This is a genomic window from Zoogloea sp. GDB6, assembly GCF_056724105.1.
The window spans coordinates 3,995,981-4,016,845 of record NZ_CM161497.1 but is presented as its reverse complement, the minus strand read 5'-3'; the positions used below and the strand labels follow the sequence as shown (position 1 = coordinate 4,016,845).

Here is a 20,865-nt window from a genome sequence, read left to right as displayed (position 1 = left end):
CCGATTCATCGATTGATACGCCGGCCGTCGCGGCCGCCGGGCTAGAATCCCTGCTTTCGCGAAGACAACACTAAGGACATCCAATGCGTACCCCCAACGGCTCGCCCATCCGTCGCGAGGCTTACCAGCCGCTCGCCTACGGCGTTGAAACCGTCGACCTGGATTTCGTCCTCGAAGCTCAGGCCACCCTCGTCACCAATCGCATGCGCTGCGTGCGCAATCCGGATGCCGATGCCGGTCCCATCGTGCTGCTCGGCGATGGCCTGAGCCTGGTGTCGGCGCGCATCGACGGTGCCGAGCCGGCGCCCGGCCAGCTGCGCGAGACCGAGTCCGGTCTGGAGATCGACGTGACGGCGGAAGCCGTCGAACTGGAGATCGTCACGCGCATCGATCCGTCGGCCAACCTGACCCTGTCGGGCCTGTACCAGTCGCGGGGCGGTTACTACACCCAGTGCGAGGCCGAGGGCTTCCGCCGCATCACCTATTTTCCCGACCGTCCGGACGTGATGGCGCGCTACACCGTGCGCCTGGAGGCCGACGCGGCCCGGTGCCCGGTGCTGCTGTCCAACGGCAACCTGCTGGAGACCGGCAGCCTTCCCAACGGCCGCCACTTCGCCCGCTGGGAAGATCCGTTTCTCAAGCCGTCCTACCTGTTCGCGCTGGTGGCCGCCGACCTGAAGGCGCTGGAGCGCCGGGTCAAGACGATGTCCGGCCGCGAAGTGCTGCTGCAGGTGTGGGTCGAGGCGCGCGACCTGGACCGCGTCGATCACGCGATGGAATCGCTGGTCCATTCGATGCGCTGGGACGAGGAGACCTTCGGGCTGGAACTCGACCTGGACCGCTTCATGATCGTCGCCGTGTCCGACTTCAACATGGGCGCGATGGAGAACAAGGGCCTCAACATCTTCAACACGAAGTACGTGCTGGCCAACCCGCAGAGTGGCACTGACGTGGATTACGAGAACGTCGAGAGTGTCGTTGCCCACGAGTACTTCCACAACTGGACCGGCAACCGGGTGACCTGTCGCGACTGGTTCCAGCTGACGCTGAAGGAAGGCCTCACCGTCTTCCGTGACCAGCAGTTCTCCGCCGACATGCTGGCCAGCGCGTCGGATTCGCCCGCTGCCGCGGCCTCGGCCCGTGCGGTGACGCGCATCGCCAATGTGCGTGTGCTGCGCAGCGCCCAGTTCCCGGAGGATGCCGGCCCGATGGCCCATCCGATCCGCCCGGACAGCTACCAGGAGATCAACAACTTCTACACCGCCACGGTGTACGAGAAGGGCTCCGAGGTCATCCGCATGCTGCATACCCTGCTCGGCAAGGAGGGCTTCCGCAACGGCATGGACCTGTACTTCTCCTACCACGACGGCCAGGCGGTGACCTGCGACGACTTCGTCGGCTGCATGGCGGAGGCCAATGGTGCGGACCTGGACCTCTTCATGCGCTGGTACAGCCAGGCCGGTACGCCGCGCCTGAAAGCCGAAGGCGTCTTCGATGCGGACAACCGCAGCTACACGTTGACCCTCAGTCAGCGCACGCCGCCGACCCCGGGTCAGGCGGACAAGCTGCCGCTGCACATCCCGGTGGCCATCGGCCTGATCGGTCCGGACGGCAAGGATCTGCCGTTGCAACTGGAAGGCGAGGCCCGCGCCGGCGACGTCACGCGCATCCTCGAACTGAAGGAGGCCAGCCAGAGCTGGCGCTTCACCGGTATCGACGTGGCGCCGGTGCCGTCGATCCTGCGCGGCTTCTCGGCGCCGGTGATCCTGGAGCTCGACGAGGACGACGCACGCCTGGCCTTCCGCATGGCCCACGACAACGACCCCTTCAACCGCTGGGACGCCGCCCAGCGCTACATGGAACGGGTGATTCTGGCTTTGGCTGCGGATGCCGCCGCCGGCAGCAAGCTGGAAGTGCCGCAGGCCTTCGGCCACGCCTTCCGGGCGCTGCTGGTCAATGAATCCCTCGATCCGGCCTTCCTCGCCGAAATCCTCGCGCTGCCGGCCGAAACCTATCTGCTCGAGCGCATGCCGCAGGCTGATCCGGCGCCGCTGCGTGCCGCGCTGATGCACTTGATGCGCGAGTTGGGCCATGCGATGCAGGCTGACTTCCTCGATCGCTACCTCGATCTGGAAGTGGACGGCGCCTACCGCTATCACCCGGCAGATGCCGGCAAGCGCGCGCTGCGCAACCTGTGCCTGCGCTACTTGACTGCCTGGGGCGGTGCCACTGCCATCGACCTGGCGAAGAAGCAGTTCGAGCACGCCGGCAACATGACCGAGCGCTACGGTGCGCTGGCCGCGCTGGTGCAGAGCGATGCCCCGGCGCGCTTCGATGCGCTGGCGGCTTTCCATGAGCAATACAAGGACGACGCGCTGGTCCTCGACAAGTGGTTCCTGCTGCAGGCCAGCGCCTGGCGCTGGTCCGACGCTGCGCCGGCCACCCTCGAACAAGTGCGCGAGTTGATGGGCAACCCGGCTTTCAGCCTGTCCAACCCCAACAAGGTGTATTCGTTGTTGGGCGGTTATTTCCGCGCCAACGCGGCGGAGTTCCACCGGCCCGACGGCGCCGGCTACGCCTTCTGGGTCGAGCAGGTGAAGGTATTGAACAAGAGCAACCCGCAGGTCGCGGCGCGCATGGCACGCTCGCTGGAAGGCTGGCGCAAGTTCACGCCGGAGATCCAGGGCCGCATCCGCACGGCCTTCGAGGCGCTGGCGAAGGAGGAAGGCTTGTCGCCCGACGTCGCAGAGATCGTGGACAAGGCGCTGGCCTGAGTGAGTATCGGGAAGGGCTGAAACCGTGGGGAGAGTTCATTCGCCCCACGGTTCGACGAGTCTGCGCCTGGCGTTGGAAGTGATCGAATTGCCGACCGTTGAGCGAACAGCCTTACGCCCCCTCCGCGAGCGGCGTCGGTTTCTGCGAAGGCGCGTTGCCGTGCCCTACTTGACCGCCGTCGCCGACATGCCAGCAAATTCGAGTACGAGGCTGGCGAGGGCGTCGGACTCGGCCTCGATTTCCGTTGCCAGGGTGGCCTGCTTCTCGGCGATCCATTCCGGGTCCTCGAGATCGTCGGCCCAGCAGAACGGCGCTTGGCTGCCCATGCGTGACAGGCGCTTGCGGCGGACGTCGAGGAGGTTGCGCAAACGAGCTTCCGCACCCGTCTGGAAGGGGCGCAGTGCGGTGGCGACCTCCCGCTCGATGAAGGGGGCAAGCGCGTCGAGCAGGTCGGCGTCCATATCCTGGTAGGCATCGCTCACTTTGCCCCAGTAACGGTCCGCCAGCGGTTCATCGGGACGGATTTCCGGGTGCAGGTGGCGGGCTAGCCGTCGCCAAGCGGAACGGCAGCGGGTGACCCGGGCTGGATCGAGGGGGGCGCGGCCGCCCGGATGGCGCTGGCTGTCGGCCAACACACGGGTGTGGTCGGCTTCCAGGGCCTGCCAAGCCAGCACTTCGGAGGCCACGGCCCGTTCGATGGTGGCCAGAGCCAGGCTGCTCAGCGGCTCGCCGCGGCGTAGGCGGGCCTGACCGAGTTCGACACGGCAGCGGTATGCCCGGTGTTCGACCTTGAGGCCCAGCAGCCGGACCTCCAGCTCGCCAAGACTGGCCTGGTAGCGGGCCAGCAGGTAGGGACGTTCAAAGCGTTCGAGCCACTCGATGGCTTCGAGAGTGTCGGCGAGGGCGCAGGCCACTTCATCGGCCGCAGCGGACTCGGGGGAGGGAACGGGATTGCGGTCGATGGACATGGCAAGGCTCCGGGGCTGTGGTTCGGCATGCATGACGCAGTGCCGTGCATGAGTGTTCAATCATGTGTCTGAGCGCGGGGCTCGTGCCCTTTAATGAGCATCGATTTTTCTATTTTCTGAAGGAGATGAAATCAATTTCATAAGCCAGGTGTCGCTTTGAATTGAACGCCATCTTGCGCCGATTTGCTTGGTGTTGTGGATGTCGGCAAGCAGGTTGCTGACAGGCGGATTATGTCCGCTTGTGGCGGTCTTACGATTTGCTCCGTAAAAGCCAGTTGTTTGGCAATTCTCTCTGGAAGGTGCCCTTTGATGCCATCAATGAGTGCAACTGCAAATTGCCCTGCACCTTGTTTTTTGGACCGGATTGTGCCGATACGGTCGCCACATTGGCTAACCTTGGCAATTAATGCAGGGGCGGCAGCGTGCACCATGGAGCCATTGGAAGGCTCAAGTATCAGAACAATATGTTCGGGGCGGTGCTCAATGCTCTCGGATGCAATGGTGGAGGGCGCCAGCCCTGGCGGCAGAATTTCGGGGTAATAAGCGGTGATAGGCTGCAAGTTCGCCGGCTTTGGATACCCTTGTAGTTCCCGCAACTTGGCTACACGGATGGCTTGATCAAATACCAAGTACGTGGAGTCGTTATTCGCGCGAGCTTGTGCGATCGATTGGTCGAGGCGGCTTTGCTTGTTGTGCACGGTTTGTTGTTCCAGGCTTGTAAGCCCAAAGCTGCCAAATCCAATGATTAGCACGACCAGGGCTTGCAAGCCGCCCCCGGCCTTCAATAGAGCCCAGCTTCCGGCCAAAGCCAATGGGGCTACGAAAATTATTGCGTAATTCTCCTGCTTGGGAATAAATTTGATGGGATTGATTGATATCGGAAAGAATGAGTACGCTAAAATCATTAGCACTAGCCAGTAAACCACGTAGCGTCCGAAGTCCCCGCGCGTGTTGTCAGCCTGCCGTCTTATGACCAGGAAGGCTAAACCAGCCATCGCGATATGCGGTAACAGCCAAAGGTCGCGCATGTCGCGGAACATCATTTGAAAATAAAAAGCTGGGGTGCCATAGCCCCAGAATGGATCGCCTGTGTATTCCTGATGAGTGCGCAGAAATGGAAGGAGAACGCGTAGGGTATGCAATGGATCGCCATAGACGTTCCACAATAGGAGCCACTCCAGGCTGACAATGCAGATAAAGGCAAGCGCTATTAACCACCAGCCGTAGAATAAGCGCCGGAACCATGCGATAGATACGAGAAAAATGGCGATCAGTGGAATCGTCGCTGTGGGTTTGATACACCAGCACATGCCCAGAGCCACGCCGGACAGGACTGCCATGGGCCTGGAGTGGTCTTTTTCTGCGAGGAATAGTCCGGTGAAGGCTAGTGTGATAAAAGCAGCAAAAGGCGCGTCAGCCAGAGGGCGGCCCGCAAGCGCAACATGCATGGGGGTAAGGCTGACCAAAAGGCCTGCCAATATCGCGCCTCGATGGCCCCAATAGCGTCCGGCCAGTATGGTGACAGCGGTAATCTCGAGCAAACTGCAGATTAGTGACCAGGCTGTCAGCGCGATGTCGCTATTACCTAGAAGATGACTCAGTAGCGCAATCGGCAGAACAATGCCGAAGCGCAGATCTCCAGGATCAGTCGAGTATCGCCAGTCCCCATGAGAGATCTCCAAGCCGCGCAAGGAATATAGGACATCGTCGGTACCGCCCAAACCAGGCATCAGCAAGAGCCGCTGAACTACGGCGAACGTCAAGATGGCCGCGATGGTCAGTAAAGGAGTGGCCTTTCTGGGGGCTGAGGATTTTGACATGGTCGTGGGGCTGTGATGGGGGGCACTCATGGCAATTGGGTGCCGGAGCAGATACGGCGTCGTCTCGAGGCGTTGGTTGCTACATGACCTTCTTCCCAAAGGCGGCCCTTCACAGACAAGGGCGGATTGCTTTTTCCGATGAGGTTGCGACTGGAGAAGATCGGCAGCACGTCCGGGGGGGCGTCGAAAACGGTAACCTGCCGTTTTAGGTCCACAACTGCAATTAGGTCGTCGCGCCGGGGTGCCTTAATGTATTTGCCACATGCTTCGGTTATGCCGCGGTTCCAATTGCCCGCTGGTCCCAAAGTCTGGAGAAGGCGAAGATGACGCAGGCGAGGACCGAAACTGCAGAGTCCAACGGTGAGGGCAGTGTCGTTGGGCGAGGAGTCGTCCGCCACGAGCAGTTCGAAGTCTTCAAAAGACTGAGCCAGAAAGGACCCGATGGTCATCTTCAGGCTGGCGTCTCTGCACCAAGTTCGGGTACAGACCGAAACGCGAGGGTGGTCCATAGAATATCCAACTAAATCAACGGGTTTTGTCGCCAACTGTAGCTCGCGACGGTTCGCCACGTCTTTTCAAAAGATTTACCATTTTAGATGGTAAGGATAATTGGATTGATTTTTTTCGGGGGCAGAGTATGCCTAGTGTGTGATGGATGGCATTGCCACGTCAATCCAGAGGGGCGTTGCATTTGGGTAATGTCGCGGCTGCATGCTGCTCCCTGTTTGTGCTGCCCTCCGGTATTATGATTGGATTGTATTTTCTGTGCCGCGGCAATGGAACTCATCACAACCTTTATCGACATTGTCCTGCATCTGGACGTGCATCTGGCAGACCTGGCGAACAACTATGGCACGTGGATTTACGCGATCCTGTTCCTGATCATCTTCTGTGAAACCGGCCTGGTGATCTTCCCCTTCCTGCCGGGCGATTCGCTGCTTTTCGTGGCTGGCGCGCTGGCCGCCACCGGCGGCATGGACATCGGCGTGCTGTGCGCCGTGCTGTTGGCTGCCGCGGTGCTGGGTGACAACACCAACTACTGGATCGGCCATACCATCGGACCCAAGGTGTTCCGGTGGGAGAATTCCCGCCTGTTCAACCGCCAGGCCTTCGACAAGACCCACGCCTACTTCGAATCCCACGGCGGCAAGACCATCATCATCGCCCGCTTCCTGCCGCTGCTGCGCACCTTTGCGCCCTTCGTGGCCGGTGTGGCGCGCATGACCTATGCGCGCTTCGTAGCCCTGGACTTCCTGGGCGGTGCGGTATGGATCTTCTCGCTGACCTGGCTTGGCTACGGCTTCGGCAATCTGCCGGCCGTCAAGAACAACCTGTCGGCGGTGATTCTCGGCATCATCGCCATCTCGCTGTTGCCGGTCGCCATCGGCTGGCTGCGCGGCCGTTCGGCAGCGCGCGCGGCGAGTTGAGGACTCTTCATGCAGAAAAACATCGTCATTCTGATTTCCGGCCGTGGCAGCAACATGGAGGCCATCGTCGCCGCCGCGATCCCCGGCGCGCGCATCGCGGGCGTCATTTCCAACCGGCCGGATGCGGCCGGCCTCGACTTTGCGGCTGATCGCGGCATCCCGACGCGGATCGTCGATCACAAGGCCTACCCGGACCGCGAAGCCTTCGACGCCGCGCTGGCCGAAGCCATCGATGCGCTGGCGCCCGATCTGGTGGTGCTGGCGGGCTTCATGCGCGTACTTACCGATGGGTTTGTGAGCCGCTACGCCGGCCGCCTGCTCAACATCCACCCGAGCCTGCTGCCGTCTTTCCCCGGCTTGCATACCCACCGGCGTGCGCTGGAGACCGGTGTGCGCGTGCATGGCACGACGGTCCATTTCGTGACGCCGACTCTTGACTGCGGCCCCATCGTAATCCAGGCCGTCGTACCGGTTCTGCCGGGTGACGACGAGGTGGCTCTGGCCGCCCGCGTGCTGGTGCAGGAGCACCGCATCTATCCGCAGGCGGTGCGCTGGTTCGTCGAAGGGCGCCTGGGCTTCGACGCGGAAGGCCGTGTCCGCGTCCGTGACGAACTGGCCGGCCCGACCGGCTGGACGGTGCCGCCGGTCGAGGGCTGAACCGCTAATGGCTGTGTCTCGCCGGGCTGGCGCGACCCTTGCCGTCGCGATCACCGTATCGTTGCTGGTTCATGGGATAGTGTTGATCGGCCCTGCCTGGCGCCTGCCGTTCGATCAGGCCAGCGTGTTGCCGCCCTTGGACGCCCGCCTGGCGCCGTTGCCGAAGCCCACGTTGCGGGAGGACAGGAATCCGGCCGCCGCAATCCGCAAACCGCTTCCGCGCCGGGCACCGGCACCGCATCGGGCGGTGGCCGAGAGTGGTGCTGCGATGGAGGCTGTACCGGTACCGGTACCGGAAGCGGGCCAAGGGCCCTCCGACGTCGCTCAGGAAACACCGCCCGCCGCCGACGCCGCTGGGGCACAAAAGCCGGCAACCGAGGCGCCTGCCTCCGCCTTGCCGGAAGGGGCCAGTGGCAAGGCGCCCGGAGCGGGCTACGGCGATGGCTGGCTCAAGTCTGGCCGGGTCCAATACAACGTGATCCGCGGTGAGCGCAATTTCATCATCGGGCGCACCACCCATGCGTGGACCCACGACAAGGACCATTATTCGATGGAGACGGTGGTCGAAACCGCCGGCCTCATCGGCTTGTTACGGCCGTTCCGGATGATCCAGCACAGCGAAGGGCGCATCGGCCCCAACGGCCTGATGCCGGACAAGTTCACCGTCGAGCGGGACGGCCAGTTGAAGGAAAAGGCCGACTTCGACTGGTCCGCCGGCAAGGTCGTGTTGACGGCCGGCGAGCGGCGGCGGGAGTTTCCGCTGGCCGAAGGCGACCAGGACGTGCTGACCCTGATGCACGATCTGGCGCTGCGGCCGGAGGGTTTCGAGCGCGCCGAGTTGCTGGTGGTGACTGGCAAAAGCGCGGTGCGCTCGGTGATCCAGAATCTCGGCCTCGAGGAACTCGACATCCCCGCCGGCAAGGTGTCTGCCTATCATCTGGGCAGCACCGGCCACCGCGGCGAGCTGAAGATCGACATCTGGCTGGCCCGCGACTACGCCAACCTGCCGGTGCGCCTGAAAATCACCGACAAGAATGGTGACGTACTCGACCAGGTCGCTACCGGCGTCGACCTCGGCAAACACGCTCCGCAGTAAAATCACGGGCAAATCCAACAAATAATTCGGGGCCGGCTTGCCGGCCCCGGTCCGCTCCATTGGGCGAGCACGCTCGCCCCCACAAGCAAGAGTAACGAATTCCCATGACCATCACCCCCGCCCAGATCCAGTCCGCCAGCCAGGCCTTGCGCACCGTACTGCGCTTCGAATACCCCGCCGATTCGGTGCTGTCCCGCTATTTCAAGGACCTGCGCGAACTGGGGGCACGGGACCGGGCCTTCGTCGCCGAGGCGGTCTACGGCGTGCTGCGCCGCAAGCGCACCCTCGAACGCCTGTGCGGCCCCGAGGCTTCCACCCGCCAGCTGATCCTGGCCTGGCTGGCCCGTGTCGAAGGCACCACGCTGCGCCAGCTCGGCGAAGGCCTGCACGGCCGCGACATCGACTACTTCACCGAGATCAAGGGCCGTGACGCCGGCGAGATGAGCCTGGCCGAATCCACCGATCTGCCCGACTGGCTGGCCGAGCGCCTGCTTGCCACCCTCAGCCCTGAGCAGGTCGTGGCGCTGGCCCAGAGCCTCAACCGCCCGGCACCGCTGGACCTGCGCGCCAATACCCTGAAGATCGAGCGCGACGCGCTGGTCGAGCGCCTCAAGGCTGACGGTATCGCCTGTGCGCCGGGACGCTACTCCCCCGCTGCGGTGCGCCTGGAAGGCAAGCCGGCGTTGCAGAAGCATCCGCTGTTCCTCGACGGCAGCTTCGAGGTGCAGGACGAGGGCAGCCAATTGCTCGGTTTCCTGCTGCAGCCCAAGCGCGGCGAGATGGTCGTCGACTTCTGTGCCGGCGCCGGCGGCAAGACGCTGCTGCTCGGCGCGCTGATGCGCAACACCGGCCGTCTGTACGCCTTCGACGTGTCCGACAAGCGCTTGTCCAAGCTCAAGCCGCGAATGGCCCGCTCCGGCCTGTCCAACATCCATCCGGTGGTCATCGCCAGCGAGAACGATCCGCGCGTCAAGCGCCTGGCCGGCAAGATCGACCGGGTACTGGTGGATGCCCCGTGCAGCGGCCTCGGCACGCTGCGCCGCAACCCCGACCTGAAATGGCGCCAGAGCCCCGAGGCGTTGGCCGAGCTGACCGCCAAGCAGGCCGCCATCCTGGCCAGTGCCGCACGTCTGGTGAAGCCGGGCGGCCGCCTGGTGTATGCCACTTGCAGCCTGCTGCCGGAGGAGAACGAGGCCATCGTCGCCGCCTTCCTGGCCGCCAACGAAGGCTTCCTGGCACTCAACGCGCAGGACGTGCTGGCCAAGCAGGGCGTCGCCATCGAGTGTGGCGAGCAACTCCACCTGACTCCGCAGACCCACGACACCGACGGCTTCTTCGCCGCGGTGCTGGAGCGCAAGGCCTGATGCCGCTCCGCCTGCTGCTGGCGGGCCTGATGCTGCTGTGCGCAGTACAGGCCCGCGCCCTCGAGCGGGACCCATCGACGTTGCTGGCCGCCAAGGGCAAGGTGGAGATCGCCTTCTCCCCGTGGAACGATCCGGAAGCGGTGCTGCTGAAAGCGATTGGCGAAGCCAGGGAACGCATTCTGGTCCAGGCCTATCTATTCACCAGCAAGCCGCTGGCCCGCGCGCTGATCGACGCCCATGGGCGCGGTGTGAAGGTCGAGGTGATGCTGGACGCCGAGATGAACCGGCCGGCCTCGCCGAGCGTGCTGCCCACGCTGCTGGCCGCCGGCATCCCGGTGGCCGTGGAGACCCGCTACAACATCGCCCACAACAAGGTGATGATCTTCGACCCGGATTCGCCGCGCGCTGCGCTGGCCACCGGGTCCTACAACTTTACCCGTGCGGCCAGACTGTCCAACGCGGAGAACCTGCTGGTGCTGCGCGGCAATCCGGCGCTGGTGCGCGTATATGCCGACAACTGGCAACGCCAGCGCGCCGAGGCCCAGGTGGTGCGTAGCCTGGAAGATCTGCCCGAACGGAAGAGGAGAGAGAGTGGAAGAGAATCAGATCGCGCATCTACTGACTGACCTTTGGGGAGACCTCCAGCAGCCCACCGTATTCTGGCAGGTGGGCGTGCTGGTTCTGTGCCTGGTGCTCGCCGGCCTGATTACGCGGCAGATCCGTGTGTTCCTGCATCGCCGCCTCAAGGTCAATCCCCAGCTGCAGCGCGGCGCCGGTGAGGAAAGCCTGCGCCGGGTGATCTTCCCGGTTACCGCGCTGGGCTTGGTGCTGATTGCCCGGATCATCCTCAGCAACTGGCAGCACGTGAACCTCTTCCGCCTAGCGGTCCCCTTGCTGCTGGCAATGGCGGCGATCCGCCTGACCGTGCATGCGATCAAGCGGGCCTTCCCGCAAGCTGGCTGGTTGGCCGCCTTCGAGAAATTCTTCGCTTTCACGGCGTGGATCATCGTGGCGCTGCACATCAGCGGCGTGCTGCCGACCGTCATCGACGGCCTGGAGCAGATCGACTTCACGATCGGCAAGGCCAGGCTCAACCTGTGGATGCTGCTGCAGGGCGCCCTCACGGTGCTGCTGACGGTGCTGGCGGCCCTGTGGCTGGGCGGTGTCGTCGAGACGCGGCTGATGAACACAGAGGGGCTGGATTCGAACCTCAAGCTGGTCTTTGCGCGGCTGGTGAAGGCGGTGCTGATCGTGCTGGCGGTGGCCATCGGCCTGCCGCTGGTGGGTATCGACCTCACCGCGTTGTCGGTGTTCGGCGGTGCGCTTGGCGTTGGTCTCGGCTTCGGCATGCAGAAGATCGCCGCCAACTACGTGTCGGGCTTCATCCTGCTGCTGGACCGCTCGATCCGCCTTGGCAACCTGATCTCGGTCGGTAACGAGCGCGGCGTGGTCAGCCAGATCACCACCCGCTACACGGTGCTGAAGGGCATGACTGGCATCGAGTCCATCGTGCCGAACGAGACCCTGGTCGGTTCCGTCGTGCAGAACGAGACCTTCACTGATCCGAAGGTGCGCATCGCGCTGCCGATCCAGGTCGGCTACGCGACCGATCTGGAGAAGGCGATGGCCATCCTCGTCGAGGCTGCCAAGCATCAGCCGCGGGTGATGGACGACCCGGGGCCGGGGGCCTTCGTGGAGGCCTTCGCGGACAACGGCATCAACCTGCAACTGGGCTTCTGGATCAAGGACCCCCATGAAGGCACCTTGGGCATCCGTTCGGCGATCAACCTGGAAGTGTGGCGGCGTTTCCGCGAGGAGGGCATCGAGATCCCCTTTCCCCAACGGGAGGTCCGTCTGCTCAACCCGGTAGCGCCCCAGGCGAGCGTTTGAGCGCCAGCCGGCAGGGATGCGTCCTTGCTGGCAGGAAGTAGAACCGCCAGTGGCCAAGCATATTTCACTGTTGCTGAAAAGCCCCTGATGGGGCTTTTTTGCCTTTTTGTCCCGCTTTCACCTTGGTTTGGTATGGCGACTCGACTAGAATCGGCGCACTACCCAACGAAGGATCGTAGGCCTCGATGTTCTCCGGACTGTTCGATTTACCGTGGTGGGGCTATGTGGCCATCACCCTGGCGCTGACCCACGTCACCATCGCCTCGGTGACGATCTTTTTGCATCGCCACCAGGCGCACCGCTCCCTTGAGCTGCACGCGCTGCCTTCCATGTTCTTCCGCTTCTGGCTGTGGCTGACCACCGGCATGGTCACCAAGGAGTGGGCGGCGATCCACCGCAAGCACCACGCCAAGTGCGAGACCGCGGAGGACCCGCACAGCCCGCAGATCCAGGGCATCAACAAGGTGTTGTGGACCGGCGTGCTGCTGTACGTGAAGGAGTCCCGCAATCCGGAAACCATGGCCCGCTACGGCCACGGGACACCCGACGACTGGATCGAGCGCAAGCTGTTCTCGGCCTGCCCCAAGACCGGCATCTTCATGATGCTGGGCATCGACATCGCGCTGTTCGGCGTATGGCCCGGCGTGCTGATGTGGGGCGTGCAGATGATCTGGATCCCGTTTTGGGCGGCCGGCGTCGTCAATGGCCTGGGCCACTTCTGGGGCTACCGCAACTACAACTGCGCGGATGCTTCCACCAACCTGATCCCGTGGGGCATCCTGATCGGCGGTGAGGAGCTGCACAACAACCACCACAGCTTCGCCACGTCGGCCAAGCTGTCGGCCCGCTGGTACGAGTTCGACATCGGCTGGATGTATATCCGGACCCTCGAGATCCTCGGCCTGGCCCGCGTCAAGAAGACCATCCCGACGCCGCGCTTCGGCGTTGCCAAGGCCTTGGCGGACTTCGATACGCTGCAGGCCATCATCACCTGCCGCTACGACGTGATGACCCGCTACGTGAAGTCCCTGAAAGCCATCGCCCAGGAAGAGTTCGCGGCCCTCAAGGCCCAGTCCGGCGGTACGCTGAAGGTCAGGGAGCTGCGCCGCTGGCTGGCGGCAGAAAATGGCCAGCTGTGCGCCGACGAGAGCAAGCGCCTGGCGTCCCTGCTGCAGGGCAATGCCCGGCTGCAGACCGTCGTCGCGATGCGCGAGGAACTGACCGCCCTGTGGGCGCGTTCCACGGCCAGCCGCGAACAGCTGCTGCAGCAGCTGCAGGACTGGATCGCCCGCGCCGAGCAGAGCGGTATCCAGCAGCTGGAAGAATTCTCCCGCCGCCTGCGCCGCTACGCCGTCTGATCCCCGTCCCGACCCTTGCAAGCCCGCCCATGAGGCGGGCTTGTCGTTTCTTGAGCGAGCCGTGTCCACCCTGATTCTCTTCAACAAACCCTTTGGCGTGCTGTGCCAGTTCACCGGCGAGGCCGGCAAGCAGACCCTGGCCGAGTTCATCCCGGTGCCCGGTGTCTATGCGGCTGGCCGTCTGGACGCGGACAGCGAGGGCCTGCTCGTGCTGACCGACGACGGCGGCCTGCAGAAGCGCATCGCCGATCCGCAGCACAAGCTGCCCAAGACCTATCTGGTGCAGGTGGAAGGCGTGCCCGACGAGGCGGCGCTGGCCCACCTGCGTGCCGGCGTGGACCTGGGTGATTTCGTCACCAAGCCCTGCGAAGCACGCCTGGTGGACGAGCCGGGCTGGCTGTGGCCGCGGAATCCGCCGATCCGCGAGCGCAAGTCGATTCCGACCAGCTGGGTCGAGATCGTGCTGCGCGAGGGCAAGAACCGCCAGGTGCGGCGCATGACCGCCAAGGTTGGCTTTCCGACGCTGCGCCTGATCCGCGAGCGCATCGGCGACTGGTCGCTGGCCGGGCTGACGCCGGGAGAATGGCGGCAGGCGCCGGTGCCGGCGAGCCTGCGGGGCCGCCTCGCGCCTGCGGCGGCTGCAGCGCCGCGTCCTGGCAAGCCCGGTCAACCACACCGCCGGCCCCGCGTTGCTTGAATTTTGGCGCGGTGTGTTCATCCGCTCCGTGCGTGTCGATTGGTTTCCACCGGCGAAGGCATTCGCTTCCACCCTTATTTGTTTCTATCCCTGCCATGGCCCTGATCCGTTGTTCCCTGCCTTCCGCCACTGCCGGTCTGGCCCTCGCGCTGGCGGCCCTTGTCGCTCACGCCGAGGGCGAAATGCCGCTCACCGAACTGAGTGTCGGCATGTACCGCATCGAGGCCGAGGCGGCCGTCACCATGTCGGACCGCATGCGCGGCCTGATGCAGCGCAAGAACATGCCGCAGAACCACGGCATGCTGTTCGCTTTCACCGAAAACCAGCGCCACTGCATGTGGATGAAGAACACGCTGCTGCCGCTGTCGGTGGCTTTCATGGATGAGCAGGGGCGCATCCTCAACATCGAGGACATGCAGCCGCAGACGGAGAACAATCACTGCGCGGCCGGGCCGGCGCGCTTCGCGCTGGAGATGAACCTGGGTTGGTTCAAGCAGAAGGGAATCGCGCCGGGGGCGACGATCAACGGCGTGGCCCGGCTGGCCGGGGCGGCGCGCTGAGCGTGGCCGGAGGTCGAGGAACTGTCGAGGGGCGGGGCGGCGAATGAGCTTGCTGCCGTGGATGAGCTCAGACGGGGATGGATCGAATAAAAAAAGGCGCCGGGAGGCGCCTTTTTTTATTGCGGCAGCGCGCTCAGGCGGTCAGTTCGAGCAGCTTGCCGAAGGCCGTGGCGAACTGGGCGAGGCCGTCCTGTTGCAGGCGTTCGCCGAGGACTTCGAGGTCCAGGCCGAGGGCGGCCAGCGCCGCAATGTGGGCGGCGGCGCCGTCCACGTCCTCGGTGACGGTGCCGGCACGCACCTGGCCGTGGTCGACGAAGGCGGCCAGTGTGGCGTCGGGCAGGGTGTTGACGGTTTCTGCGCCGATCAGCGGCTCGACGTACATCAGGTCGGAATAGGCCGCGTTCTTGGTGCCGGTACTGGCCCACAGCATGCTCTGCGGGCGGGCGCCCTTGGCGGCCAGGGCGGTGAAGCCCTCGCCGTGGAAGCGCGCCAGATAGCGCTGGTAAGCCTGGCGGGCCAGCGCCACACCGGCCTTACCGCGCAGCGCGAGGGCGGCGTCGCTGCCGATCTCTTCGAGCTGCTTGTCGATCAGGCTGTCCCAGCGGGACAGGAAGACGCTGGCCACGGAGCGCACGCGGGATACGTCGCCGCCGGCCGCGGCCAGTTTTTCGAGGCCGCGCTGGTAGGCACCGGCCACTGCATCCACGTGGCCCAGCGAGAACATCAGCGTGACGTTGATGCTGACGCCTTCGCCGGTGAGGGTTTCGATGGCGCGCACGCCGGCCGCGGTGGCCGGGATCTTGACCAGCAGGTTGTCGCGGGCGACGGCAGCGCGCAGGCGGCGGGCCGCGGCGACGGTGCCGGCCTCGTCATCGGCCAGCGCCGGGGAGACTTCCAGGCTCACGTAGCCGGCATCGCCCTGGCTGGCGTCGAAGACCGGGCGGATCAGGTCGCAGGCGCGCTGCACGTCCTCGATCACCAGGCGCTCGTAGCGCTGTTCGGCCGACAGGTTCTCGCCGTTCAGCGCATCCAGCGCCGGGCGGTAGTCGTGGCCGTCGGCGATGGCTTTGTGGAAGATCGCCGGATTGGTGGTCACGCCGGCCACGCCATTTTCGATGTGGCGGGCGAGCAGGCCTTCGTTGATCAGGGCGCGGGACAGATTGTCCAGCCAGACTTGCTGGCCGGCGGCACGGGCGGCTTGGATCGGATTCATGGATGCGGGCTTCGGCGTGGCGGTGGTTCGGAATGATCCCGCCATTCTGGCCGAATCCCGTGGCAGAGGAAAGTCAGCGCGGCGGCCAGTGGATCTCGAAATGCCCGGGCTGGGAAGTGGGGCGGGCCGCGCCGCCGGCGATAGCGGGCAGGCGGCTGAGGAATTCCGGTTCGCCGCTCAGCGTGCCGTCGAAGCGCGGCATGTGGCCCGACGCCGCCTCGCCGCTGCCGTTGGCGACCACGTCGCCGGCGAGGGTCTGCAAGGTGTAGCGGATGAGGCCGTCGTGGGCGTCCAGGCTGATCTCGTAATCGCCGAACTGGCGCCCGGGAAACAGCGCGCTGCGTGCTCCGCGCCACAGCAGGCGCGCCTTGCCCGAGCAGCGCCCGTCGGGTGGGCAATGCCAGGCCGGCGCCTCGATGGTCAGATCGCCCTGCCAGCCGGCGCGGGCGACCGGATTGGGGATCGGGCTGAGCGCCGCATCGGCGGGGGCGTGCAGGCTGAAGCCGCTCACATCGAGGCCGCGCAGGCCCGCTTCGATGCGGCCGATGGGCACGCCGCTGCTGGCCAGCGACCAGGCGGCGGCGCCACGGGCGAGGGCGGCGGTGTCGAAGTCCCAGCTCAGCGGCAGCCAGGGTTTCAGGCTGCGCCCGCTGGCGTCCCGGCTGGCCAGTACGCCATGGCCCCGCCACAGGCTGCCTTCGGCCTGTTGCAGGTGCAGGCCGTCCTGGGTCAGGCGGGCCACCAGCAGGTCGATGAGGCTGGCCGGCGCCTTGGCGATCAGCAGGGCCAGCGTCAGCAGTGCAAAGACGAGCAGTTTGCGCAGCATGGCTCAGGGGGCGGAGGGCCCCGCCAGCACCGCGTCGATGCTGGCCTGCGGGCCTTGCTGCTGGATCTCCATGCGCAGCACGCGCAGGCCCTGGTCGCGCTGCACGGCGGCCAGCCAGGTAACGAGTTCGTCGAAGGGCGCCTGGCCCTTTACATGCAGGCCTTCGCCGCCGGCCTGCAGCGTCAGGCCGAGGCCGCGGCTCTTGGCGGCGGCCTGGGCGGCTTCGAGCAGGGCCGGCCCGGCGGGGACCTGCAGGGGCGGCTGGGTGCGCAGGCGGGCGACTTCGGTGGCGGATTCCTGCACCAGCTCCAGCTGCGCGGCACTGCGCGGCAGGCTGCGGTCGAGGCGGCCGCGCTCGTGGCGAGCCCAGTCGAGCAGGCTCAACGTGAGGCCGATGGCGACGACAGCGCCGGCGATCGTGACCAGGCGGCGCTCCCGTGGGCTGATGCCCTGCCAGGCGGTGGTGAGGCGAGTGATGGGGCCGATGGCGGCGACGGGCTTGGTGGTGCTCATTGCAGGTTCTCCCGGCGCAGCAGCAGATGGGGGGCGCTGCCGTCCCGGCGCAGGTCGGCGAGCAGGCCACGGCTGGCGAGCAGGCCGACCACCGCTTCGGCACGGGCGGCGGCGGAGCCGCCGAGGGTCAGGTCGAGGCGGCCGTCCTCGTAGCGCAGCGCGACGATGCCGGCCGCCGCGTCGGTGCCGAGGGCTTCGGCGGCCTGGGCCAGCAGGGCCAGCGCGTCGTCGTCCCGCAGCAGGCCGTGGCGGGCCCGTTCCTGGTTGAGCTGCTGGCGCATCTGGGCGGCCGGGGCGACCACCGGGGTGTTCGGGAAGCTGGTGCGGTAGATGCGCTCGATGCGCCCGTCGATGTCGCCGACCTGATGTTTCATCCACAGCACCTCGCCCACGTCGGCCACCAGCCACAGGGCCAGTGCGCTGCCGCCGAGGATCAGCGCCGGGCGCAGGCGGCCGAGCCAGGCGCCGCCGCGGGCGCTGGGCGCGAACTCGCCGTGCAGCAGGTTGGTGGCCTTGCGGTCGGCGCCCTGCCACCAGCGGTAAGGCGCTGCAGCCACGGTCTCGAGGCCGGTTTCGGTCTGCAGGCTGGCCAGATCGGGGGCCGGTGTGCCGGCGGCCACATGGACGTCGATGCGCGACGGGGCGCTGTTGGCGGCGCGGGCCACGCCGGCCTGCTGGGCCAGCAGCGGCATCAGGATGTCTCCGTCGATGGCCAGGCCGGCATCGGGGCCGGTGCGCAGGATGGCGCCGTCGGCGGACAGGCTCAGCTGCCAGCCTTGCGGGTCGGTCGGCGCGGTCTGCAGTTCGGCGAGCACGCGCTGCGGCTGCCGGCCGATGGCGGCGAGTTGGGCCGCCACCAGGCGCAGGCGCTCGCGGGCGACCACCAGCACGCCGGCCAGGTCGCGTTCGCCGTCGTCGGCGGGGCGGCGATGGCTGACGGTGAGGTGCTGGCTGTCCGGGTCCTTCAGCAGGCGGTCCTCCAGCGCGTAGGCCAGCAGGCGCGGCAGGTCGCGTCGGGTGGCGCGCGGCAGCGGCACTTCGAGCCACAGGCACTGGGGGCCGGTGAGCACGACTTCGCATTCGTCGGCGGCCGGCCAGTGGCGGGGTTCGCTGCGGCCTTCGGAGAGCGGCTGGCCATCCGGGCCGAGGAGCGCCCACGGGCAGTCCGGCCGGGTCGGCCAGTGCTCGTCGATGGCGAGGATGAGACGGGTCATAGCAGTTTCTGCCAAACGATGGTGGGCCAGTTCTGGGCGCGGTCCAGCAAAACCTCCATGCGGACCATGGAGACGCCGAAGCGGGCGCGGCCAGTGGCAAGGAAATGCCGGCTGGTGGTGGCCAGCCGGGCGGTGTCGGGGTTGAGGTCCTGGGACGGCAGGCGGGCCTTGAAGTCGGGCAGGTCCTTGAACCACGCGCGGCTGCGCTGCACGATCAGAAGGCGGGCGGCGTCGAGGCTCAGGCCGGGAACGGCGGCGGCGAGGACTTCGGCCGGGGCGGTATTCACGTTGATCTTGCTGTCGGCGGGCAGCGCCGCCACGAAGGGGCTCAGGCGCGCCACCAGGTCGGGCGTGAAGCCGCGCACCTGGGTCAGCTCGCTGACCGCCAGCAGCGGGCCGTTGGCGGGCCGGCGGGCCGGCGTCTGGGCTTCGTACCAGGATGACTCGGCGCCGCCGGGCAGGCGCGGCGTGTCGTCGGCATCGAGCCAGTCGAGCAGGGCCGACGTAAGGTTGAGGGCATCCCCGTCGCCGACGCCGACGATGGCCAGCAGGCGGCGGAACTGCTCCACTTCGAGCAGGTTGGCGCCATCCATCTGGACCAGGTTGTTGAGGTTGACGCGCCCGGACAGGTCTTGCAGTTCGCCACTGACTTCGCCTTCCTCCACCGGCGTTGGCGGCACCTTGACGGCCCAGCTCTCGCCGAGGTGGTCCACCTGGGTCGTACGGGCGTCTTCGGCCAGCACGTTGCGCGCCCAGTCCACGGCGCCGCGGGCCAGCAGGCGGGCCTGGGCCTGGTCGTGGCGGCCCATTACCTGGTCCATGGCGACGCCCAGGTCGCCGACCGCGGCGGCGGCGATGCCGGCGACGAGGGCCACCGTCAGCAGCGCGAGGATCACTGCCGCGCCGCGTTGTGGGCCAGGCCGGCAAGTGGGGGCGGAAGTGGGGGAAAAGGGACGGCGGCTCATCAGCGGAGAGCGATCATGCGCGTGATGGTGCCCACGTCGGGCAGGTCGAGTTCGAGGATCACCGCGTCCGGCAGCGCGGCGCGGCGGTCTCCCGGCGGCCAGGCATCGAGGCGGTTGTTGTTGTACAGAAAGCGCCAGCGCAGGTCGCGGATATTGTCGAGCAGGGGCTCGACGCTCGGCTCGCCGAGGAGCTCGCGGCCGCTCCAGCGCAGCCATTCGAGGCGGCCATCCACCAGGCGGAAGCCCACCCGGCGCACGCCGCGGCTGTCATCGAGGCGCAGAAACTGGAATTCCGGGCCGCCGCCGTTGGCGCTGCGGCCGAGGATCATGGCCGGCGTGCTGGTGCTGCTCAGGGCCGGGACACCGCCGGGCATGCCGCGCTGCTCGCCCGGGGCGACGGCCTGAAGCAGGTCGGTGTCGATGCGCTGCATGCTGCGGCCGATGGCGCGCCAGCGCTCGAAATTGGCCTCCAGTCGGTCGCGGCTGGTGGCGACCTCGGACAGGGCGCGGTAGGACAGTACGCCGAGGATCGCGAAGATCGCCAGCGCCACCATCAGCTCGATCAGGGTCAGGCCGCGTTGGTGATGCGGCTTGGCCTGACGGGCGCGCGCATGAATGGGGCTCATCGCAGCGGCCTCGCCAGGTAGCCGCTCAGGCGGGCGATGGCGTGATCGTCTGACTCCTCGCTGAAGACGCTGACGTCCACGCGGCGGAACAGGGGGTTGGCGGTGTTCTTCACCTCTTCGCGCCAGCGGTAGCTGCGCCCGGCCTGATCGGCCGTGCCTTCGTTGGTGCCGGCGTTGGGCCAGGCTTGGGTGGCGCGCAGTTCGGCCAGACGGTTCTCGGCGATCCAGTCGCCGACAAGGCGTTCGCGCAGCTCAGCGGAGGACTGGGCGGTGACGCCCATTGCGCGGAAGGCGGCGGTCAGCGCAATGGCCAGGATGGCCAGCGCGACAAGGGTCTCGAGCAGCGTGAAGCCGCCCGTCCGGCGGGCACCTGCGCGCATCATGCGTTGCGACCCGGCAGAGCCAGGATCACGTCGCCGTTGGCCTTGCCGATGAGGCGGGCTTCGCCGCTCGGGGTGGCGACGCGCAGTTCGTATTCCGGTGCCTGGGTGCCGAACTGCAGGCGTGGCGTGGTGGCTTCCGGCTGGCCGTCGATGCGCAGCCCGGACCAGTACAGGCCGTCGGGTAGCGTCTTCTCGGTGAATACCGGCGGGTCGTTGAGAGGACGCCAGTTGTCGTCCGGGTCGAGGCCCGAGAAACGGTAGCCGTCCGGCAGGAATTCGATGACGATCGGGCGGCCGCGGACCGCCGCCCGGTCGGCGGTGGCCTCCAGCACCAGGCGCAGCCGCCGCAGGGCCTGATCGGCGTCGCGCCCGCGCAGGCTGTCCAGCCCCAGGCTGATGCCGGTGGCCATGACGCCCATGATGACCAGCACCACCATCACTTCGATGAGGGTGAAGCCGGCGTGGCCGCGGAGGCCCCCCAGCCGGGGCGTGGCCACGGTCGCGGGGGGCATC

General features: G+C 66.4%; 21 protein-coding genes. 10 read left to right on the top strand and 11 right to left on the bottom strand.

Annotation, left to right across the window (positions count from 1 at the left end):
* Window positions 1-83 precede the first annotated feature (83 nt).
* Window positions 84-2,774, top strand: coding sequence for an aminopeptidase N (pepN, locus tag AC1PQG_RS18270; RefSeq protein ID WP_481119230.1), 2,691 nt, complete (start codon window positions 84-86; stop codon window positions 2,772-2,774).
* Between the two features lie 165 nt (window positions 2,775-2,939).
* Here pepN and AC1PQG_RS18265 read toward each other — a convergent pair whose 3' ends face one another.
* The 3 genes from AC1PQG_RS18265 to AC1PQG_RS18255 all read right to left on the bottom strand — a co-directional run bounded on the left by AC1PQG_RS18265 (window position 2,940) and on the right by AC1PQG_RS18255 (window position 6,072).
* Window positions 2,940-3,743: a J domain-containing protein gene (locus AC1PQG_RS18265; protein ID WP_481119229.1), complete on the bottom strand. Its 804-nt coding sequence runs from the start codon at window positions 3,741-3,743 to the stop codon at window positions 2,940-2,942.
* 137 nt (window positions 3,744-3,880) lie between these two features.
* Window positions 3,881-5,593, bottom strand: coding sequence for an ArnT family glycosyltransferase (locus AC1PQG_RS18260; protein ID WP_481119228.1), 1,713 nt, complete (start codon window positions 5,591-5,593; stop codon window positions 3,881-3,883).
* Window positions 5,590-6,072, bottom strand: a complete 483-nt coding sequence (locus tag AC1PQG_RS18255; protein ID WP_481119227.1) for a glycosyltransferase family 2 protein — start codon at window positions 6,070-6,072, stop codon at window positions 5,590-5,592. Before AC1PQG_RS18255 ends, AC1PQG_RS18260 begins: the two co-directional genes overlap by 4 nt.
* A 267-nt stretch (window positions 6,073-6,339) precedes the next feature.
* On the opposite strand from AC1PQG_RS18255, the gene AC1PQG_RS18250 reads away from it, so the two are divergent.
* The 9 genes from AC1PQG_RS18250 to AC1PQG_RS18210 all read left to right on the top strand — a co-directional run bounded on the left by AC1PQG_RS18250 (window position 6,340) and on the right by AC1PQG_RS18210 (window position 14,612).
* Window positions 6,340-6,990, top strand: a complete 651-nt coding sequence (locus AC1PQG_RS18250; RefSeq protein ID WP_481119226.1) for a DedA family protein — start codon at window positions 6,340-6,342, stop codon at window positions 6,988-6,990.
* A 9-nt stretch (window positions 6,991-6,999) separates the two neighbouring features.
* Window positions 7,000-7,647, top strand: a complete 648-nt coding sequence (gene purN / locus AC1PQG_RS18245) for a phosphoribosylglycinamide formyltransferase (protein WP_481119225.1) — start codon at window positions 7,000-7,002, stop codon at window positions 7,645-7,647.
* Between the two features lie 7 nt (window positions 7,648-7,654).
* Window positions 7,655-8,743, top strand: coding sequence for a DUF3108 domain-containing protein (locus AC1PQG_RS18240; RefSeq protein ID WP_481119224.1), 1,089 nt, complete (start codon window positions 7,655-7,657; stop codon window positions 8,741-8,743).
* Window positions 8,744-8,847: 104 nt separating this feature from the next.
* The gene (locus AC1PQG_RS18235; RefSeq protein WP_481119223.1) at window positions 8,848-10,107 is read left to right on the top strand and encodes an RsmB/NOP family class I SAM-dependent RNA methyltransferase; all 1,260 of its coding nucleotides are present in this window, start codon (window positions 8,848-8,850) and stop codon (window positions 10,105-10,107) included.
* The gene (locus tag AC1PQG_RS18230; RefSeq protein ID WP_481119222.1) at window positions 10,107-10,733 is read left to right on the top strand and encodes a phospholipase D family nuclease; all 627 of its coding nucleotides are present in this window, start codon (window positions 10,107-10,109) and stop codon (window positions 10,731-10,733) included. The genes AC1PQG_RS18235 and AC1PQG_RS18230 overlap by 1 nt, the downstream gene beginning before the upstream one ends.
* Complete coding sequence (locus tag AC1PQG_RS18225) at window positions 10,699-11,997, top strand: mechanosensitive ion channel family protein (RefSeq protein ID WP_481119221.1); 1,299 nt, start codon at window positions 10,699-10,701, stop codon at window positions 11,995-11,997. The genes AC1PQG_RS18230 and AC1PQG_RS18225 overlap by 35 nt, the downstream gene beginning before the upstream one ends.
* A gap of 185 nt (window positions 11,998-12,182) precedes the next feature.
* Entirely contained in the window at window positions 12,183-13,355 is a 1,173-nt protein-coding gene (locus AC1PQG_RS18220) for a DesA family fatty acid desaturase (RefSeq protein WP_481119220.1), read from the top strand.
* A 61-nt stretch (window positions 13,356-13,416) separates the two neighbouring features.
* Complete coding sequence (locus tag AC1PQG_RS18215; protein WP_481119219.1) at window positions 13,417-14,052, top strand: rRNA large subunit pseudouridine synthase E; 636 nt, start codon at window positions 13,417-13,419, stop codon at window positions 14,050-14,052.
* Between the two features lie 95 nt (window positions 14,053-14,147).
* Window positions 14,148-14,612 (top strand): DUF192 domain-containing protein, encoded by a 465-nt coding sequence (locus tag AC1PQG_RS18210; RefSeq protein ID WP_481119218.1) that lies wholly within the window; start codon window positions 14,148-14,150, stop codon window positions 14,610-14,612.
* A gap of 133 nt (window positions 14,613-14,745) precedes the next feature.
* Here the strand turns inward: AC1PQG_RS18210 and tal are convergent, their stop codons facing one another.
* The 8 genes from tal to AC1PQG_RS18170 all read right to left on the bottom strand — a co-directional run bounded on the left by tal (window position 14,746) and on the right by AC1PQG_RS18170 (window position 20,864).
* The gene (tal, locus tag AC1PQG_RS18205; RefSeq protein WP_481119217.1) at window positions 14,746-15,825 is read right to left on the bottom strand and encodes a transaldolase; all 1,080 of its coding nucleotides are present in this window, start codon (window positions 15,823-15,825) and stop codon (window positions 14,746-14,748) included.
* A 73-nt stretch (window positions 15,826-15,898) separates the two neighbouring features.
* Entirely contained in the window at window positions 15,899-16,651 is a 753-nt protein-coding gene (gspN, locus tag AC1PQG_RS18200; protein WP_481119216.1) for a type II secretion system protein N, read from the bottom strand.
* A gap of 3 nt (window positions 16,652-16,654) precedes the next feature.
* Window positions 16,655-17,164, bottom strand: coding sequence for a type II secretion system protein GspM (gspM, locus tag AC1PQG_RS18195; protein WP_481119215.1), 510 nt, complete (start codon window positions 17,162-17,164; stop codon window positions 16,655-16,657).
* Complete coding sequence (gspL, locus tag AC1PQG_RS18190; protein WP_481119214.1) at window positions 17,161-18,378, bottom strand: type II secretion system protein GspL; 1,218 nt, start codon at window positions 18,376-18,378, stop codon at window positions 17,161-17,163. Before gspL ends, gspM begins: the two co-directional genes overlap by 4 nt.
* Window positions 18,375-19,343 (bottom strand): type II secretion system minor pseudopilin GspK, encoded by a 969-nt coding sequence (gene gspK, locus AC1PQG_RS18185; protein WP_481119213.1) that lies wholly within the window; start codon window positions 19,341-19,343, stop codon window positions 18,375-18,377. Before gspK ends, gspL begins: the two co-directional genes overlap by 4 nt.
* A complete protein-coding gene (gene gspJ / locus AC1PQG_RS18180) occupies window positions 19,343-19,969 on the bottom strand; it encodes a type II secretion system minor pseudopilin GspJ (RefSeq protein WP_481119212.1) in 627 nt (208 codons plus the stop codon). The genes gspK and gspJ overlap by 1 nt, the downstream gene beginning before the upstream one ends.
* Window positions 19,966-20,352: a type II secretion system minor pseudopilin GspI gene (gene gspI / locus AC1PQG_RS18175; protein ID WP_481119211.1), complete on the bottom strand. Its 387-nt coding sequence runs from the start codon at window positions 20,350-20,352 to the stop codon at window positions 19,966-19,968. Before gspI ends, gspJ begins: the two co-directional genes overlap by 4 nt.
* Window positions 20,349-20,864, bottom strand: coding sequence for a prepilin-type N-terminal cleavage/methylation domain-containing protein (locus AC1PQG_RS18170; RefSeq protein WP_481119210.1), 516 nt, complete (start codon window positions 20,862-20,864; stop codon window positions 20,349-20,351). Before AC1PQG_RS18170 ends, gspI begins: the two co-directional genes overlap by 4 nt.
* Window position 20,865 lies beyond the last annotated feature (1 nt).

Coding starts and splice junctions, on each gene's coding strand:
- AC1PQG_RS18250 (WP_481119226.1), top strand. CDS start 6,340: ATGGAACTCATCACAACCTTTATCGACATTGTCCTGCATCTGGACGTG.
- AC1PQG_RS18210 (WP_481119218.1), top strand. CDS start 14,148: ATGGCCCTGATCCGTTGTTCCCTGCCTTCCGCCACTGCCGGTCTGGCC.
- tal (WP_481119217.1), bottom strand. CDS start 15,825: ATGAATCCGATCCAAGCCGCCCGTGCCGCCGGCCAGCAAGTCTGGCTG.
- purN (WP_481119225.1), top strand. CDS start 7,000: ATGCAGAAAAACATCGTCATTCTGATTTCCGGCCGTGGCAGCAACATG.
- gspM (WP_481119215.1), bottom strand. CDS start 17,164: ATGAGCACCACCAAGCCCGTCGCCGCCATCGGCCCCATCACTCGCCTC.
- gspL (WP_481119214.1), bottom strand. CDS start 18,378: ATGACCCGTCTCATCCTCGCCATCGACGAGCACTGGCCGACCCGGCCG.
- pepN (WP_481119230.1), top strand. CDS start 84: ATGCGTACCCCCAACGGCTCGCCCATCCGTCGCGAGGCTTACCAGCCG.
- gspI (WP_481119211.1), bottom strand. CDS start 20,352: ATGATGCGCGCAGGTGCCCGCCGGACGGGCGGCTTCACGCTGCTCGAG.
- gspJ (WP_481119212.1), bottom strand. CDS start 19,969: ATGAGCCCCATTCATGCGCGCGCCCGTCAGGCCAAGCCGCATCACCAA.
- AC1PQG_RS18235 (WP_481119223.1), top strand. CDS start 8,848: ATGACCATCACCCCCGCCCAGATCCAGTCCGCCAGCCAGGCCTTGCGC.
- AC1PQG_RS18260 (WP_481119228.1), bottom strand. CDS start 5,593: ATGAGTGCCCCCCATCACAGCCCCACGACCATGTCAAAATCCTCAGCC.
- gspK (WP_481119213.1), bottom strand. CDS start 19,343: ATGAGCCGCCGTCCCTTTTCCCCCACTTCCGCCCCCACTTGCCGGCCT.
- AC1PQG_RS18240 (WP_481119224.1), top strand. CDS start 7,655: ATGGCTGTGTCTCGCCGGGCTGGCGCGACCCTTGCCGTCGCGATCACC.
- AC1PQG_RS18170 (WP_481119210.1), bottom strand. CDS start 20,864: ATGCCCCCCGCGACCGTGGCCACGCCCCGGCTGGGGGGCCTCCGCGGC.
- gspN (WP_481119216.1), bottom strand. CDS start 16,651: ATGCTGCGCAAACTGCTCGTCTTTGCACTGCTGACGCTGGCCCTGCTG.
- AC1PQG_RS18230 (WP_481119222.1), top strand. CDS start 10,107: ATGCCGCTCCGCCTGCTGCTGGCGGGCCTGATGCTGCTGTGCGCAGTA.
- AC1PQG_RS18265 (WP_481119229.1), bottom strand. CDS start 3,743: ATGTCCATCGACCGCAATCCCGTTCCCTCCCCCGAGTCCGCTGCGGCC.
- AC1PQG_RS18220 (WP_481119220.1), top strand. CDS start 12,183: ATGTTCTCCGGACTGTTCGATTTACCGTGGTGGGGCTATGTGGCCATC.
- AC1PQG_RS18255 (WP_481119227.1), bottom strand. CDS start 6,072: ATGGACCACCCTCGCGTTTCGGTCTGTACCCGAACTTGGTGCAGAGAC.